Below are 15,628 nucleotides of genomic sequence, written 5' to 3' on the forward strand. Positions count from 1 at the left end.
ATGGTTAATCGAATGATTTTAAACGAAACATCCTATTTTGGTAAAGGAGCAATTGAGGAAGTTCCGGCAGAATTTAAAAAACGGAATTTTAAGAAAGCAATCGTGATTACCGACAAGGAGCTGATTCAATTTGGTGTAGCGACAAAAGTTACAGATTTACTGGACAAGGCGGGAATAAACTATACCGTTCATGATGGCATCGTTCCGAATCCGACGATCCAGAATGTGAAGGACGGGGTGATGGCTGTTAAAGAAGCGGGAGCTGACTGTATTATCGCTATCGGCGGCGGGTCGCCGATTGATACAGCCAAAGCCATTGGAATTATCGCGACAAATCCTGAGTTTGCAGATGTCCGAAGTCTGGAAGGTGTTGCAGATACGAAGCAGCCCTGTCTGCCGATTCTGGCGGTGCCGACCACTTCAGGCACTGCAGCAGAGGTAACGATCAACTATGTTATTACTGATGAAGAAAATCAGCGCAAGTTTGTCTGCGTAGATCCGCACGACATTCCTATTGCGGCATTTGTGGACAGTGATATGATGATGGGGATGCCGAAGAGTCTGGCTGCGGCAACCGGCATGGATGCCATGACCCATGCAATTGAAGGCTTTATTACCAAGGGCGCATGGGAAATGACGGATATGCTGCACCTGAAAGCAATTGAGATTATTGGTCGATCATTGAGAGCTTCCGTAAATGGTGATGAAACCGGAAGAGAAGCAATGGCACTGGGGCAGTATATTGCGGGAATGGGCTTTTCCAATGTCGGATTGGGACTGGCTCATGGAATGGCGCATCCGTTGAGCGCTTGGTATAATATTCCGCACGGCGTTGCCTGTGCTTCATTACTGCCGACTGTCATGAAGTACAACAAAGCATTTACCGGCGAAAAATACCGTGAAATCGCTGAGGCTTTAAAAATTGAGGGCGCAGAAACGATGATGATTGAAGAGGCAAGGGATGCCGCCTGTGAAGCAATTGATCGTTTAAGCCGGGATGTAGGCATTCCAGCGACTATTTCAGAGCTGGGTGTGAAGGCCGAAGACCTGCAGAAGATTGCCGAGGATGCATTTAAGGATGTCTGCACACCAGGCAATCCAAGAGATACCTCAGTAGAAGAAATCATTGGACTGTATCAGAGTTTAATGTAGAGACTTGAAGCGATAAGTAGTACGAAGTGCTAGGTGAAGGTTATAAATTTTTTCAAAGGGATAATCTGACTGATATTGAAAAATATCTTCCCTTTGAATTTTCTATTTTGAAGGTTACATACAAATGTCTTTGTGTCACAAAAGAATTAGAAATAATAAAATGGAAAAAGACCCGTGAAGGTTTGCATCTTCTCTGAATAGTTAGCTTCTGACTGAACGATCAAGAGGATATTCAACCATATTTCGGTTTTTTTCTACATTTCGGGTAAATAAAAGATCCCTGTTAGACGTTGCCAACAATTAACAAGGACCAAATAAAAATTTTTTTCTACCTCCATTCTAGGGCGTGTCTGAAAAGTTAGTGGCATTCGAATTTTTCAGTGATTATTGTTGAAATCAAAGAAGAAAACACAGCTTATGTGGTTCATAAGCGAGTATTTATGACGAGGAGTTCGATAAAAATCATCAAACTATTCGCTGCTTGAGTTTTCAGACACACCCTAGTACGGGTAATGTTTTTTACACTTTTTGCTGTGCACAGTTTCGTTAAAAAGAACCGACTGTAAAGTCAGTTCCAAATTTTTTATGATCGATGTGAGACTCTGGCATATGCCATCTTACTTTTTCGGGTTAGGGAAATAGCGGTAATTGCTGCGATAGAAATCAGGGAGCCTGCTGTCAATATTTTTTTCATGTACATCATCCTTTCTTTCTAGTAAGAGCTGCCTTTTTAGGCTGGTAACATATATCTATGATTAACCCTACAAAGGATAGGGAAATGTGGACAGCAGGATTCGAACCTACACCTCTGGAAATTGAGCACAAACATCTGTTAAGCCTCAGGAGAGTAAAAACACCACGTTCATCCACAGAATAATTATTTTAGTTGCAAGTAATTTTTATTTGAAGTGTATGGAGAGACAAGGCTCTCCATAACAATTAAAAATTGGGGTTTTGCTTCTGACTCTCTTTATAAATTCTGAAGATAAAACCCAAAAAAGAAAATCCAATTCCTTGAAACAGCCCCTTTCTTATTAACTGAATTCATCATACTCATTTAAAGTGAAATGGAGCATAAAAAAATTGGAAGAATCTGCTTTGAATCGTGAAAGTTCTGTGAACTCTTTTAAAAAAGAGTTAAAAGGGTTATTTTTTTCTTTGAATGAAGCAGAAGCTATAGAAGTAATAGAAGAAGAATGATTCTATTTTGTGAGATAGTTGGAATGAGAAATAAAATCTTAATACTTTCTTTGGTATTTGCTTAAAGGATACTAATTTAAACAAGCCAAAAAAGAACAGGAAGATTCAGAAAACAAAATCTTGTCTGTTCTATTTGAGCTTTATTATAGTAAATTCTTTTCTTCAAGTTCTTTTTTACCGTCTGCAATATAGTGGAGATCATTAACATCTTCAATAGTAAACGAACCATCCTTATAAGTCAGTGTTGTCACACTGCCGTTTTCCAATCCGATTTGCATAGGCAGGTCGTTATCAATTAGAGACAGCAGGAACGAAATAGTCAGACCATGGGAAACAACCATGATGTTGCCGCCGCCATCTTTTTCTCTGTAATGTGCCATATCTTCGAAACCTGACCAGACACGTTCTTTGATCTTTTCATAGGGCTCTGCCCAATTGGAGGTGTCGGCTTCAATGATTGCATCCGCCAAGTTCTTATAACTGATGGTTTCTGACATCATTTCATCATAATTTTTAAATGCTAAAATTCTGGGAACAACCCCCCATAGTTCGCCATCATATCCACCATCTAACGAACCAAAGCACCACTCTCTGATGCGTTTGTCTGTACGATAGGGAATACTTTCCCCCTGCAGATGCTCCTGTAAAATAATTCTTGCCGTCTGCATGGCTCTTCCGCTGTCGCTGGAATAGGCTTCTTTAAAAGGAATTGTTTTTAAGCCGGCACCCAGCTGTTGGATGACCAGTTCTCCTTCAGCAGTCAAAGGTGTATCTGACCAGCCCTGTGTTCGACCGATCGTGTTAAACATTGTTTTTCCATGACGGATAATATAAAGCTTTGTTTCTGTCATTTTTTTCACCTCAGTTAGTTTTTATGATTGGAAAAATGGATTGGTTTTCTTTTCATGCTCAACAGTTGTTGCATCTCCATGACCCGAGTAAACTGGAAATTCACCTGGTAGAGTGAAAAGGTAAGTGGTAATACTGTGAATAAGCTGATCAAAATTACCTGTTGCCAAATCTGTTCTGCCAATGCTTCCTCTAAACAGCGCATCACCACAGACAACAAAATCATCAAAAATAAAGCTGACACTTCCAATAGAATGTCCTGGGGTGGGGACAACAGTAAAGCGCATGCCGCTGATTTCGTATTCTTTCATTTCAAATTCATATTCAGCTGACTGAACGATAATATCCGGAATATCATTATGCCGACCCAATCCGGACAAGTTCATGACAGGATCAGAAAGCCAGCTTTGTTCCAATGGGCTAACATAGACTGGAATGTTGTAATGCTTCCGAAGCTCCTCAACAGCACCGATATGATCATAATGTGTATGGGTCAGTAGGATAGCTGCAGGCTTCTTTCCGGTTTTATCCACTGCTTGAATTAATTTCTGAGCCTCTGCTCCGGGATCGATAATCAGCAAGCCCTCTTCATTGTAAATAAGGTAGCAGTTTTCCTGGATAGGGCCGGTTTTAATTCGCTCAATTTTTAGCATCGTATCAGTACCTTTCTTTATTGTTCTTTTATAAGTATACAACAATTCATGGGAGGAAAACAAAGGTCTGGGATTGTTTTGTCGATAATTTAATCTGATTCAAACAAGCCTTCTTAATTAAAAAGAAAAACGTGGTTGATGAAGACCTGTCTTTTTGGTATTTGTTTATCTAAAAATGAGCTGTTTTTTAGGGACTTAGAGAACTGCTGATAAAAGTAAAATCAAACTTCTTGTAAAAGTCTTTGGATGCGCTAAGAATTCCTTTGACATTCGTCTGAAAATGGTGTAAATTATCATGGGTAGAAAAACCGAACGTTTTTTATTTGATAAAGCTTTTTATTACGTGTTTTTGTCCCGAAACTATTAAATTGCTAGGAGATAGTAGAATGAAAGTTTTTGATTACGAAGATGTTCAACTGATTCCCAACAAATGTATTGTCAACAGTCGTTCTGAATGTGATACAAGTGTAAAGTTAGGTGCGCACACTTTTAAAATGCCTGTCGTTCCTGCGAATATGCAGACGATTATTGATGATAAAATTGCAGAATTTTTAGCTGAAAACGGCTATTTTTATATTATGCACCGCTTTGATGAAGAAGCACGGATTCCGTTTGTTCAGCGAATGAAGAAAAGAGGACTCATTACTTCTATCAGTGTTGGAGTAAAGGAAGAAGAATATGTGTTTGTTGAAGAATTAGCCAAGCAAAATCTGATCCCAGATTATGTAACAATTGATATTGCTCATGGGCATTCCAATGCAGTGATTCGCATGATTCAGCATTTGAAACAGACGCTGCCGACAACATTTGTCATTGCTGGGAATGTAGGAACTCCAGAAGCTGTTAGGGAACTGGAGAATGCGGGAGCGGATGCAACAAAAGTGGGTATCGGACCTGGTAAAGTCTGTATTACGAAAATAAAGACAGGGTTCGGAACTGGCGGCTGGCAGTTGGCAGCATTACGCTGGTGCGGTAAAGCTGCACGTAAACCAATCATTGCAGACGGCGGAATTAGAACGCCTGGTGATGTAGCTAAATCTGTTCGATTTGGAGCGACAATGGTCATGATTGGTTCTTTATTTGCCGGACATGAAGAATCTCCGGGAGAAACAAAAGTAGAAAATGGTGTGGTATACAAGGAATACTTTGGCAGTGCCTCTGAATTTCAAAAAGGGGAAAAGAAAAACGTTGAAGGGAAGAAAATCTGGATTCGTTACAAAGGAAGACTTTCTGACACACTGGTTGAAATGCAGCAGGACCTTCAGTCTTCCATTTCTTATGCCGGCGGGAGAGATTTAGAATCCATCCGCAAAGTTGATTATGTGATTGTGAAAAACTCAATCTTTAATGGAGATACTATTTAGGTTCTGTCTGAAAACTCTAGCGGTAAGTATTTTCGATATTTTTATGGAACTTGTCGTCATAAATTTTCAGATACGCCCTAGTAAAATACAGGAGAGACGACAGTGATGAGTTAGTTATCCATTCCTCTGAAAAAGCCTATCGACTTCTTTAATTAGTTGTTGACAGGCTTTTTATTTATACAGTGATTTTTATCCAAACAAAATAAATAATCTTTTCAACACATTTTACTTTACCTATCGTAGTAATCATGTTAATATAATTACAACGACAGACGTAGTACGTTAGATGAAGTAATTTGGAGGTGATTCAATGATCGGAAGCGATGCAATTAGAGGATATAATGACACATTCATTTTAACGATTCTTTCTGAAGGTGATTCTTATGGATATGAGATTTCCAAACAGATCAGAGAAACCTCTCAGAAAAATTATTCTATAAAAGAAACGACATTGTATTCAGCCTTTACCCGTTTGGAAAAAAACGGATATATTGAATCATACCCGGGACAGGTGACTCATGGGAAAAAGAGGACATATTACAAGATTACAGAATCAGGAGCAGAGTACCTGTTGGAAAAAATTAAGGAATGGCAGTTGACGAAAAAAGTCGTTGAATGCTTTATTAAGGAGGAAGACTGATGAAAACAATTCAAGACTACATAGAAAGCCTATTTCTGGGAATTCAGGAAACTGGGCAGATCAGGAAATTAAAAGAAGATCTTTTGGCCAGTGCCGAGGACAGATATGATGATCTGAAATCACAGGGGAAATCTGAAAATGAAGCAATCGGCGCTGTAATTACTGAATTTGGCAACATTGATGAACTACTGGAAGAAATGAATATGAAGCAGGAATATACTGACGAAACTGGTCAAGAGATTGATGAAATTTCAGTTGAAGAAGCTAACGGATTTTTACAGGTACAAAAGAAAGGTGCTTTGTTTATCGCTCTGGGTGTAATGTCTATTCTGATTGGGTTATCAGCATTTTTCGCAGCAATGGCAATATGGGATAATGGAAGTTTTGAAGAGGCAATAAGCATTGTGGGGCTCTTTCTTGGAGTTGCTGTGGGTGTTCCATTGTTTATCGTTGCCGGCATCAGCATGACCAATAACAAGAAAAATCTGGATGATCGGCTTATTCCGCTTCAGGTGAAAAAAATGGTTGAGAAGATAAAAGGGGACTTTCAGCGTTCTTATGTATTCAGTATTTCGGCTGGAGTGGTTCTTTGTATCTTGGCTGTTATTCCTTTAGGTGCGATGCCTATTTTGGGTGATATGGAAGAATTTCCGCTTCTGGGTATGTCTATTACGTTTCTTCTTGTTTCAGCAGGCGTCTTCCTCTTCATCTATGCAGGAGTTATCATGGGGAGCTTTACTCAGCTGTTAAAGCATAAATACTTTATTTCTGATGAAGATAAATTGGGTCCTCGTGCGAAGGAGGAAAAAAATAGAAAAAAGCCGCAATTCTGGCTGGTTATTGAAAAAATCTATTGGCCGCTTGTTGTTGTCAGCTATCTTTTTCAAAGTTTTATCGCCGGAAACTGGGGGACTTCTTGGATTATTTTTCCAATCGCAGGGATCATTTTTGGAATTCTGGAAAGTATTTTTACCAGTGAAAAATAACTTATTATAAATCCGGTAATAATAAAAGAAGCGTTTGGCTGCCAAACGCTTCTTTTATTTACCTGAAAATAGTAGTCATTGCTTTTTTCAAAGGGAAATACACGAGTGACACAAAAATGATTGTAATTGTCACATTCAAAACTGTTGCAAGTAGCATGGATAAAGCGCTGGAAAATGCTAGTTGAAAGCTGCTGCCTGCAAATAGGGCCAATGCTGTATTTTTCAGCTGTGTCATAATGATTTTCGCAATCCCTGTCACGATTGCGACAGTTACTAATTTTTTAATATTATCAATATTATTATGAAAAGCCATCATTGCGATAGCCGCTGCTCCGCCAACAATAAAGCTTTCTATGATGAAATAAGGTGCTTCCGCAGCAAAGCCATTCATCAGATCAAAAATTGCAAAGCCCAGACCACCTGCCAAGGCTCCTCTAGTATAGCCTAACAACAAAACGGCGAGCAGCAGGACAGCATTTCCCAGATGAACAAAAGCTCCTGTAGGCAGCGGAATTTTTATCATTGTTCCTAAAATAGTTAAGGCGGTAAATAGTGCTATGAGTACAAGCGACAGTGTCGTATTCTTTTTTGCCATATTCCAGACTCCTTTACTTTGTCATTCGGTTTTCAGCTTGGTTATAAGCACCATGCCAAACATGTCCCAGAAATGGATTAATTTTTTGTCCATTTTCAATAGCTGCTGCAACAAATTCTTTTGCTGTCTGAACCGCCTGTGCCACTGTATACCCTTTTGCCAGTCCGGCAGTAACAGCTGCAGCAAACGTACATCCGGCTCCATGATTGTAATCTGTAGCCAGCTTTTTGTTTTCCAGTAAAGTAAAGGTTTGTCCATCATAAAACAGATCAACTGCATTCTCGGTAGGAAGTCGATGACCGCCTTTTATCACAACAGATTGAGGACCCAATAAAAGAATCTTTTTAGCTGCTTCTTTCATCTGATCAATAGAAGTCAGGGCACCCATTTCGGATAGAATGCCTGCTTCAACCAAATTTGGAGTGGTGATAGTCGCTTTAGGAAGAAGATGTTTAACCATTGCCGCAACATTTTCCGGCTGCAGCAGTTCACTTGTTCCTTTACAGGCCATCACAGGATCAATCACAACATTCTTCATATCAAATTTATCGATATACTGTCTGGTAATTTCGATTGCACCAACCGTTCCGAGCATACCGGTTTTCATACCGTCTAACGCCCCGCCGGCAAAAATTGTTTTTAATTGTTTTTCCACTAGTTCCGGCTCTATAGGGGTCACAAGATGACTCCAGCCTTCATCAGGATTCATGGTAACGATACTCGTCAGAGCAGAAAAACCAAATGTACCAAATTCCTGAAATGTTTTTAAATCGGCTTGAATCCCAGCTCCGCCGCTAGAATCAGACCCCGCCACAGTTAATACTTTCTTTATCATTGCTGTACCTCCCTGATTGAATGTTGTTACAATAGTTATATTCTAGCGCAGCGTTCTATTGACAAAAACAGCCAATTGGATTATTTTTAACTCATCCAATTTTTGCGGAGGAAGTAAGTATGTGGGAATTAAATAAAGAAAAAGGTCTTCCTGTTTACAGAAAAATTATCGAACTGATCCTTTCGTATATTAGAGAAGGGGAACTGCTGCCCGGAGAAAAGCTGCCGGCTGAAAGACGATTGGCAGAAAAGCTTGGTGTCAATCGTTCAACGGTTGTCCATGCATTGGAAGAACTGGAGGATATGGGTTGGCTGATTCGAAAGCAGGGGAGCGGTTCGTTTGTTGCAGAAGGGAAATGGGGAATCGCCTCAACTGCACGGACAGACTGGCGAAGATATCTGGAGCAGAATGCATTTAATAAAACAGAACCGTTTATCGAAAAAATGAATCAGTTAATGAGTGAAAATAGTGATCAGATACTGGATGTTTATACAGGGGAGCTGCCCTTGGAGCTGATTCCCAGCTTTGACATCCCGCCGCTGACTTGGAAGCATTTTTTAGAGGAAGAAGAACAGGACGACTTCGGTTATTTACCTCTAAGGGAATCCATTTGCCGAATGGTTGAAAAGGAGTATGACTTTTCTCTTCAGAAGGAGTCGCTGCTCATAACTTCCGGGGCTCAGCAGGCCTTGTTTCTGATTTTGCAGGTTCTTTTAAGAGCGGGAGACAGTGTCGCTATTGAAGACCCGTCTTTCTTTTATGCTCTGCCGATTTTTCAGGCAGCAGGAATTCGACTCTACGGTGTACCAATGGACGATGAGGGAATAGAATTGATGAGTTTGGAGCAGTTAATTCGTCAGCACAGAGTGAAGATGGTCATGGTAAATCCCTCCTTTCAAAATCCGACGGGGAAAGTAATGGGCGTTAGGCGGCGACAGGAGCTGGTTAAGCTGTGTCAAAAATATCAAATCCCTATTGTAGAGGATGATGTATTTGGTCAATTAAGTGAAATTTCTGCAATACAGATTCCCCCCCTGAAAAAATTAGATCCTGAGAATGTTCTTTATATAGGGTCACTGTCTAAAATATTAGGCTCTACAACGAAAATCGGTTGGCTGAGTGCGCCGCCGTCAGTCAATCGACAAATTGCTGAAGCGAGAAAAATAATGGATTTTTCATTAAGTATTTTCCCGCAGCTGCTTGGTAATATTGCATTAAATGATCCATCATTTGATGAAAAGCTTTCTTTACTGAAAAATGAAGTTCATCAACGCGGAGAGGCAGTTTACACTGTTTTGAAAAAGCTGGAATGCTGGAAAGTGGAGAAACCGCAGGGAGGCTTTTACCTATGGGCGACTTTCCTGGGAAAAGAGCTTAAACAAAATGACTGGCAGCAGTTTCTCAGAGAAGGGCTGCTGGCGGCACCTGGTTTTCTGTTTAGCAGAGATCGAAACAGTGTACGTATCAACTTTTCGAGAGTTTCAGCAGAACAGCTTCCGCTATTCAGACAAAAGATAGAGAAAATATCAGAAAGTATTTTTAAAACCAGTGAGAGCAGAAAATGACGATTAGCTGTTTAGAATTTAAGCTTTTTTGAACAAATATTGCTGCTGCCAACGCTCAGTTAAAATAATACTAGTTGAGAAGATTTTACAAACATTGTCCACCGGCTCTTTTGTTGGAAAAAGCAGAATAAAAAAACTCAGTTTCTGAGCTGGAATTCACCGTAAATATGATAGAATAAACTGGAATGGAGGGAAAAGTATGAATGAAACAATGAAGGTATTAGTGAATAGAAAGACACATAGAGATTTTGATGAGCAGTATGTTATACCGGAGGAAGCGCTGAATTCTATTTTAAAAGCGGCCAGACAGGCACCCAGCTGGATGAATGGTCAGTTTTACAGCATCTTTGTCATTCGGGATGAACAGATAAGAAAACAACTTGTAGAATGGAATCCCGGGAACCCTCATATGTTGAAAAGTTCTGTTTTCCTCATTTTTGCCGGTGATCTATACCGGACACAATGTGTCAGCGAAGAATACGGAGTAGAAAATTTGACTTCTGAAAGTATTGATTCTACTCTGATTGCTGCAACGGATGCTGCATTGGCATTGGGAAGTGCTGTGACTGCTGTTGAAAGCATGGGGTTGGGCTCTGTTGTGGTTGGAAGTATTCGCAAACATGGGAAAGAAATCAGCGAACTGCTGGAAATGCCTGCGGGAATGTTTCCATTGTTTGGTTTGAGTATCGGTAAGCCGACTGTTGAAATGAAAGTGAAACCAAGGCTTCCGAAAGAGACGATAATTTTCCATGAAAAATTTACATCTTATCCGTATACCTTAATAGAAGAATACGATGAGACCATGGAAAAATTTGGAGAAGTCCGTGAAACAAAATTATGGAGTAAGAAATTTGCCGATTATTTTTCATCCAAACCAAATCGGTTGATTGATCAACTGTTGAAACTTAAAAGGGTATTTAAATAGAAATAAATCGGATATTGAGATTAACTGGGATCTGGCTGGAAGCTGTTGAAGAAACGAAAATTTCAGGGATTTTAAATGCAAGGACTTGCTCCTATGCTTCTCTGAATGCTCGTCGCAGGTCTGATGGTCATACAAGGCATGCTGAAATAATTATTTTCAGTACAACATTCAGTAAAGCTATATGTTTCCTTTGGCTGCTTACGGTTTTTTATTACATTACTTTCTTAAGCGAAGAAGGAATGCTATACTGTTAGAAGAAAAAAACAAAGTATGAGAGGGGTTTTATTCATGTCTTGGGAACAAGTATATGAGCAATGGCTAAATGAAGAAAATTTACCTGCAGAATTGAAAGAGGAGCTTAATTCACTTGCTGATGACAGCGAAAAATGCCAAGATGCATTTTATGCTCCTTTGGAATTTGGGACAGCAGGAATGCGGGGGATTTTGGGTGCCGGAATTAACCGAATGAATATCTTCACTATTCGTCAGGCAACTGAAGGTCTGGCGTTGTTTATGGACGGACAGGACGTTGAAACAAAAAAACGCGGGGTGGCAATTGCATATGATTCTCGTCATAAGTCACCTGAATTTGCAATGGAGGCTGCGAAAACATTAGCCCAACATGGAATTCCCGCCTATGTATTTGAAAGTCTGAGACCAACCCCTGAGCTTTCTTTTGCAGTGAGACATCTTAATGCTTTTGCCGGCATCATGATTACTGCTTCTCATAATCCTGCCGAATATAATGGGTATAAAGTTTATGGTGCTGATGGCGGACAAATGCCTCCAGCAGATGCAGATGCTTTAACTACTTATGTTCGTTCAGTAGAAAATCCATTAAAAGTTGAAGTTCTGTCTGAGGAAGAAGGTAAGAACCGTGGCTTGATTACAATTATCGGTGAAGAAGTCGATAAAGAATATCTGAGTAAATTGAAGTCTGTAACGATTAATCAGGAATTAATCAATGAAATGGGCGGAGAATTGAAGCTGATTTATACACCGCTGCATGGAACAGGGAAGATGCTTGGAGAAAAGGCACTGAAGCAAGCTGGCTTTACTCAGTTCTCGCTTGTTTCTGAACAGGCAGTTGCAGATCCTGACTTTACAACAGTTAAGTCTCCAAACCCGGAAGAACATTCAGCTTTTGAATATGCGATTCGTTTGGGGGAAAAAGAAAATGCGGATTTGCTGATTGCGACAGATCCTGACGCGGACCGTTTGGGTGCAGCTGTTCGTCTTCCTGACGGCTCTTATCAGGTTCTAACTGGAAACCAGATTGGTTCTGTTCTGCTTCAATATATTCTTGAAGCACATAAACAAGCAGGAACATTACCTGAAAATGCAGTAGTTCTAAAATCCATTGTATCCAGTGAACTGGCAACTGCCATTGCTGAAAAATACAACACAAAAATGATTGATGTACTGACTGGATTCAAATTTATTGCCGAAAAAATTGAAGAGTACGAAGAAGACCATTCGCAGACATTTATGTTTGGGTTTGAGGAAAGCTATGGTTACCTTGTAAAATCATTTGTCCGTGATAAAGATGCCATTCAGGCGCTGGTACTTCTTGCAGAAGTTGCTGCGTATTACAAGAAGCAAGGAAAAACGTTATATGACGGTTTACAGGATATTTTTGCAGAGTATGGCTATTATAAGGAAAAAACAATTTCAGTTACACTGAGTGGAATTGAAGGAAGCCAAAAAATTAAAGAATTAATGGCGAAATTCCGACAAGAAGCACCAAGTGAGTTTGCAGAGGTTTCAGTGACTAAAACAGAAGATTTCAAAGAATTAGTCAGTCGAACTGCGGATGGGAAAGAGGAAAAAATCTTAACGTCGCCGTCTGATGTTCTGAAATATTATATGGAAGATGGCAGCTGGATTGCTATTCGACCTTCCGGTACTGAACCGAAGATTAAATTTTATGTGGCAACTATTGGCACAAGTCATGAGAACGCAGATGAAAAACTTGCTGCATTTGAAAATGCAGTAAACAAAATTACTGAATAGCAAAACTCTAATGAGAAGAGGATGGTTAATAATTTGCGTTAAAATTATGCCATCCTTTATTATTTAAGAAAAAAGTTTTTTAGTATACTTTTCCAGCAGAGGCTTTCTTAATTTATACATATGCAGTAAGAAAGGGGAGCAACAAAATGAATATTGGTTTTATTGGCGCAGGACAAATGGGCGGTGCAATGATTGAGGGCTTGCTCAAAGTAAAAATTGTTTCCGCTAAACATCTTTTTGTGAAGGGCGGTTCCAGCGGCACAGCAGAAAAACTTCAGAAAAAACTTAAATTTCAGCTGATTCCTGACTACGAGCAGTTTAAAAACTGTAAACTGATTTTTATCGCAACTGGTGCAAAAATTGTTTTGCATGTATTGAAAGAGCTCGCTCCCTTTCTGTCTAAAGACACCGTGCTGATTTCGGTTGCCGCCGGACATACAATAGCAGAGGCTCAGGCAGTTTTAGGGAATGAAAGCTATGTTGTTCATGCTATTCCCAATACCCCAGTCAGCGTAAATGAAGGAATGATTGGTGCAGCTTATTCAGATAATTTGCCGAAAGAAGAAAAGGAAGCGGCTAAAAAGATTTTGGAAAGCCTTGGAAAAGTGGTGGAAGTTCCAGAAGATCTTCTTGGAACTGTCGGAACAGTGGCGGGATGCAGTCCTGCATTTGTAGATGTGTTTATGGAAGCTTTGGGTGATGCAGCTGTAATGGAAGGCCTGCCAAGAGCCCTCAGCTATGAGATTGTCGCACAGATGATATTTGGGACGGCTCGACTGGCGATAGAATCCAGAAGACATCCGGCTGAATTAAAAGATGATGTAACTTCTCCGGGAGGAACCACCATTAAAGGAGTTGCCGCTTTAGAAAAAAATGGATTTCGTTATGCGGTCATTGATGCAGTAAGACAGGCAAATAATGCATAGATAACAATTTATATTGAAAAACGCAAAAACTTTGTTATCCTATCCTTCAGCTGTTAAGCTGAGAGCGGTTTGAACTATTCAAAGTAAAAAATCTTATAAGAGCAGTAAAAAACAGTTTCCGGTTTTACAAAATATGAAAACCGAATTAACGGCGGCACAGAAGCAGTTCCTTCGATAATAAACGAAATTGTTGAGAGACACTGTTTTATAAATAAAATGGATGTTGAACAATACCATCTGGTCACTAAAATAAATGAATTTTTTTAGTGAATTTCTTCTTACTGTCAGAAGATAAATGCTTTCGTCCCGACTTCACGGAAAGAGTTGAGAGTTATGGAGTTAACCGAAGAAATTCAACAAGTCAGTCAGCTGTATAAAGTATTAAGTGATCCTACACGATTACGTATTTTACTTGTTTTGAAAAAAGGTGAATTAAATGTAACGGCGATAGCTGCAGAACTTGACATGGAGCAGTCAGCAGTGTCTCATCAATTGAAGCTGCTGAGACAAAGCCGTGTTGTAAAATCAAGAAGAGATGGGAAAACCATTTATTACTCATTAGACGATCATCATGTTATTGATATTTTAACGCAGACCTTTGAACATATTAGTCATCACTAAGGGAATAATAGTTAGGGGGAATGTACGCCTAGAATCCTTGATTTAATAGCATTTGGAGTTAGTTAGAATTGTTTGAAATCAGTTAAAGCGACTTGAACTGTCTCCGAGATTGTCTCCAAAAAAATAACTCTGCCAAGATTTTTTTACTAGGCAGAGTTTTATAATTCTGAAAGCTTCAGTATTTGAGTGAAAAGCTCAATATACTGGGCTTTTTTTGGTGATTTTAGAAGTAAATGCAGTAGCACAGTTAAACTCTCATCTGTCTGTGAAAACGGTAGAAAAAAATCACTTAAAGAAACCTCAAGAGCAGATAATAACTTCACTAGCGTCTCCAGAGACACGTTTCTCTTATTATTTTCAATTAAGTTAATAAACGGAAGGCTTAAATTACAAACCTCAGCTAACTCCCGTTGTGTCATTTTTTTAGCTGCTCTTAGCTTCCTAACCTCGCTTCCAAGATTACTCAAAATATCTTGTTCCATCTAACAGTATCAGTAATAAGCGTCTCCTTGTATTCATTCTCTAGCTCCAAAAAAGCTGGTATACATTAAGTTATATTGGCTCACAACGCTTTACAACGTATATACGATGATGCTATAATAGTTGTAAGAAAGGGGTTGAGAATATGGCACAGTTAAACTTGCGATTAGACGACGAATTAAAAGAAGAATCTGCTAAGTTTTTTAACGATATCGGCATGGATCTCTCCACTGGAATCAAAATTTATTTAACTAAGGTTGTTAAGGAACAAGCTATTCCATTCACGTTATCTCTAGGTCAAGACGATTTATCTCAAGCACTAAAAGAAATTGAAAGTGGCAATTACAAGACCTTTAATAACAAACAAGAGCTGATGGAAGAACTAAACAATGAAGATTAGAACAGCTCCCACATTTGAACGCAACTACAAGGCTTTAAAGAAAAAACATTATGACATGGATAAATTCGAGGTAGTTCTTGATTTGCTATTTAGTCAAGACACTGAGCAACTGGTATGTATTTATAAAGACCATGCCTTAAAAGGAAATAAACAAGGTCTACGAGAATTGCATATTGAAAAGGATTGGTTACTAGTTTATTGAATCGATAATGGTTGTTTAGAATTGTGGCTACTTGCAACTGGCTCACACGACCAAGTTTTTAGGAATACTTAAAGTAGTACCTTTTGAGTTCTAAGGGGTACTCTTTTCGTTTCTCAGAACAAATCAACTTCAGTTATAGTAACATTATAGTTTCCGTTGTATAATAAGGCCTAGGCTATATTTAGTCTGCTGGTACAAGCAATTCTAGGTGTAACGTTATCT

Annotated in this window: 16 protein-coding genes; 11 read left to right on the forward strand and 5 right to left on the reverse strand. The window is 39.3% G+C overall.

From position 1 onward, the window contains the following. Positions 1-1,152: a lactaldehyde reductase gene (gene fucO, locus LI951_RS00200; protein ID WP_229440908.1), complete on the forward strand. Its 1,152-nt coding sequence runs from the start codon at positions 1-3 to the stop codon at positions 1,150-1,152. Positions 1,153-2,495: 1,343 nt separating this feature from the next. On the opposite strand, the gene LI951_RS00205 is transcribed toward fucO, so the two are convergent. Both LI951_RS00205 and LI951_RS00210 read right to left on the reverse strand, forming a co-directional pair. Further along, the gene (locus LI951_RS00205) at positions 2,496-3,203 is read right to left on the reverse strand and encodes a histidine phosphatase family protein (RefSeq protein WP_229440909.1); all 708 of its coding nucleotides are present in this window, start codon (positions 3,201-3,203) and stop codon (positions 2,496-2,498) included. 21 nt (positions 3,204-3,224) lie between these two features. Continuing rightward, a complete protein-coding gene (locus tag LI951_RS00210) occupies positions 3,225-3,854 on the reverse strand; it encodes an MBL fold metallo-hydrolase (RefSeq protein ID WP_202065762.1) in 630 nt (209 codons plus the stop codon). A gap of 386 nt (positions 3,855-4,240) precedes the next feature. On the opposite strand from LI951_RS00210, the gene guaC reads away from it, so the two are divergent. The 3 genes from guaC (at position 4,241) to LI951_RS00225 (ending at position 6,844) form a co-directional block, all read left to right on the forward strand. Continuing rightward, complete coding sequence (gene guaC / locus LI951_RS00215; RefSeq protein WP_202065764.1) at positions 4,241-5,218, forward strand: GMP reductase; 978 nt, start codon at positions 4,241-4,243, stop codon at positions 5,216-5,218. 310 nt (positions 5,219-5,528) lie between these two features. Next, positions 5,529-5,858, forward strand: coding sequence for a PadR family transcriptional regulator (locus LI951_RS00220; RefSeq protein ID WP_202065766.1), 330 nt, complete (start codon positions 5,529-5,531; stop codon positions 5,856-5,858). After that, complete coding sequence (locus LI951_RS00225; RefSeq protein WP_202065767.1) at positions 5,858-6,844, forward strand: permease prefix domain 1-containing protein; 987 nt, start codon at positions 5,858-5,860, stop codon at positions 6,842-6,844. Before LI951_RS00220 ends, LI951_RS00225 begins: the two co-directional genes overlap by 1 nt. A gap of 58 nt (positions 6,845-6,902) precedes the next feature. Here the strand turns inward: LI951_RS00225 and LI951_RS00230 are convergent, their stop codons facing one another. Both LI951_RS00230 and thiD read right to left on the reverse strand, forming a co-directional pair. After that, complete coding sequence (locus LI951_RS00230; protein ID WP_202065776.1) at positions 6,903-7,439, reverse strand: ECF transporter S component; 537 nt, start codon at positions 7,437-7,439, stop codon at positions 6,903-6,905. 13 nt (positions 7,440-7,452) lie between these two features. Then, positions 7,453-8,274, reverse strand: a complete 822-nt coding sequence (gene thiD, locus LI951_RS00235; protein WP_202065778.1) for a bifunctional hydroxymethylpyrimidine kinase/phosphomethylpyrimidine kinase — start codon at positions 8,272-8,274, stop codon at positions 7,453-7,455. Between the two features lie 119 nt (positions 8,275-8,393). On the opposite strand from thiD, the gene LI951_RS00240 reads away from it, so the two are divergent. The 5 genes from LI951_RS00240 to LI951_RS00260 all read left to right on the forward strand — a co-directional run bounded on the left by LI951_RS00240 (position 8,394) and on the right by LI951_RS00260 (position 14,324). After that, entirely contained in the window at positions 8,394-9,839 is a 1,446-nt protein-coding gene (locus LI951_RS00240; protein WP_202065780.1) for a PLP-dependent aminotransferase family protein, read from the forward strand. A gap of 199 nt (positions 9,840-10,038) precedes the next feature. Further along, positions 10,039-10,764 (forward strand): nitroreductase family protein, encoded by a 726-nt coding sequence (locus tag LI951_RS00245; protein ID WP_202065787.1) that lies wholly within the window; start codon positions 10,039-10,041, stop codon positions 10,762-10,764. Between the two features lie 288 nt (positions 10,765-11,052). Further along, positions 11,053-12,777: a phospho-sugar mutase gene (locus LI951_RS00250; RefSeq protein WP_229440910.1), complete on the forward strand. Its 1,725-nt coding sequence runs from the start codon at positions 11,053-11,055 to the stop codon at positions 12,775-12,777. A 146-nt stretch (positions 12,778-12,923) separates the two neighbouring features. Next, the gene (gene proC / locus LI951_RS00255; protein WP_229440911.1) at positions 12,924-13,703 is read left to right on the forward strand and encodes a pyrroline-5-carboxylate reductase; all 780 of its coding nucleotides are present in this window, start codon (positions 12,924-12,926) and stop codon (positions 13,701-13,703) included. A gap of 333 nt (positions 13,704-14,036) precedes the next feature. Then, complete coding sequence (locus LI951_RS00260; protein WP_202065793.1) at positions 14,037-14,324, forward strand: ArsR/SmtB family transcription factor; 288 nt, start codon at positions 14,037-14,039, stop codon at positions 14,322-14,324. Between the two features lie 158 nt (positions 14,325-14,482). On the opposite strand, the gene LI951_RS00265 is transcribed toward LI951_RS00260, so the two are convergent. Beyond that, the gene (locus LI951_RS00265) at positions 14,483-14,806 is read right to left on the reverse strand and encodes a helix-turn-helix domain-containing protein (RefSeq protein ID WP_202065796.1); all 324 of its coding nucleotides are present in this window, start codon (positions 14,804-14,806) and stop codon (positions 14,483-14,485) included. A 143-nt stretch (positions 14,807-14,949) separates the two neighbouring features. Here LI951_RS00265 and LI951_RS00270 point away from each other — a divergent pair, with 143 nt between their 5' ends. Beyond that, positions 14,950-15,204 carry a type II toxin-antitoxin system RelB/DinJ family antitoxin gene (locus tag LI951_RS00270; RefSeq protein WP_202065798.1) on the forward strand — a complete coding sequence of 85 codons (255 nt, stop codon included), beginning with the start codon at positions 14,950-14,952 and terminating at the stop codon, positions 15,202-15,204. Further along, positions 15,194-15,406, forward strand: a complete 213-nt coding sequence (locus LI951_RS00275) for a type II toxin-antitoxin system YafQ family toxin (protein ID WP_202065800.1) — start codon at positions 15,194-15,196, stop codon at positions 15,404-15,406. The genes LI951_RS00270 and LI951_RS00275 overlap by 11 nt, the downstream gene beginning before the upstream one ends. Positions 15,407-15,628: the final 222 nt, after the last annotated feature.

This window comes from Enterococcus sp. BWT-B8 (assembly GCF_020567625.1).
Lineage (GTDB): Bacteria > Bacillota > Bacilli > Lactobacillales > Enterococcaceae > Enterococcus_L.

What these genes read in the sequence shown, in the direction of transcription:
- LI951_RS00240 (WP_202065780.1), top strand. Translation starts at nt 8,394, where the DNA reads ATGTGGGAATTAAATAAAGAAAAAGGTCTTCCTGTTTACAGAAAAATT.
- guaC (WP_202065764.1), top strand. Translation starts at nt 4,241, where the DNA reads ATGAAAGTTTTTGATTACGAAGATGTTCAACTGATTCCCAACAAATGT.
- LI951_RS00220 (WP_202065766.1), top strand. Translation starts at nt 5,529, where the DNA reads ATGATCGGAAGCGATGCAATTAGAGGATATAATGACACATTCATTTTA.
- proC (WP_229440911.1), top strand. Translation starts at nt 12,924, where the DNA reads ATGAATATTGGTTTTATTGGCGCAGGACAAATGGGCGGTGCAATGATT.
- LI951_RS00275 (WP_202065800.1), top strand. Translation starts at nt 15,194, where the DNA reads ATGAAGATTAGAACAGCTCCCACATTTGAACGCAACTACAAGGCTTTA.
- LI951_RS00265 (WP_202065796.1), bottom strand. Translation starts at nt 14,806, where the DNA reads ATGGAACAAGATATTTTGAGTAATCTTGGAAGCGAGGTTAGGAAGCTA.
- LI951_RS00250 (WP_229440910.1), top strand. Translation starts at nt 11,053, where the DNA reads ATGTCTTGGGAACAAGTATATGAGCAATGGCTAAATGAAGAAAATTTA.
- LI951_RS00230 (WP_202065776.1), bottom strand. Translation starts at nt 7,439, where the DNA reads ATGGCAAAAAAGAATACGACACTGTCGCTTGTACTCATAGCACTATTT.
- thiD (WP_202065778.1), bottom strand. Translation starts at nt 8,274, where the DNA reads ATGATAAAGAAAGTATTAACTGTGGCGGGGTCTGATTCTAGCGGCGGA.
- LI951_RS00260 (WP_202065793.1), top strand. Translation starts at nt 14,037, where the DNA reads ATGGAGTTAACCGAAGAAATTCAACAAGTCAGTCAGCTGTATAAAGTA.
- fucO (WP_229440908.1), top strand. Translation starts at nt 1, where the DNA reads ATGGTTAATCGAATGATTTTAAACGAAACATCCTATTTTGGTAAAGGA.
- LI951_RS00245 (WP_202065787.1), top strand. Translation starts at nt 10,039, where the DNA reads ATGAATGAAACAATGAAGGTATTAGTGAATAGAAAGACACATAGAGAT.
- LI951_RS00205 (WP_229440909.1), bottom strand. Translation starts at nt 3,203, where the DNA reads ATGACAGAAACAAAGCTTTATATTATCCGTCATGGAAAAACAATGTTT.
- LI951_RS00225 (WP_202065767.1), top strand. Translation starts at nt 5,858, where the DNA reads ATGAAAACAATTCAAGACTACATAGAAAGCCTATTTCTGGGAATTCAG.
- LI951_RS00210 (WP_202065762.1), bottom strand. Translation starts at nt 3,854, where the DNA reads ATGCTAAAAATTGAGCGAATTAAAACCGGCCCTATCCAGGAAAACTGC.
- LI951_RS00270 (WP_202065798.1), top strand. Translation starts at nt 14,950, where the DNA reads ATGGCACAGTTAAACTTGCGATTAGACGACGAATTAAAAGAAGAATCT.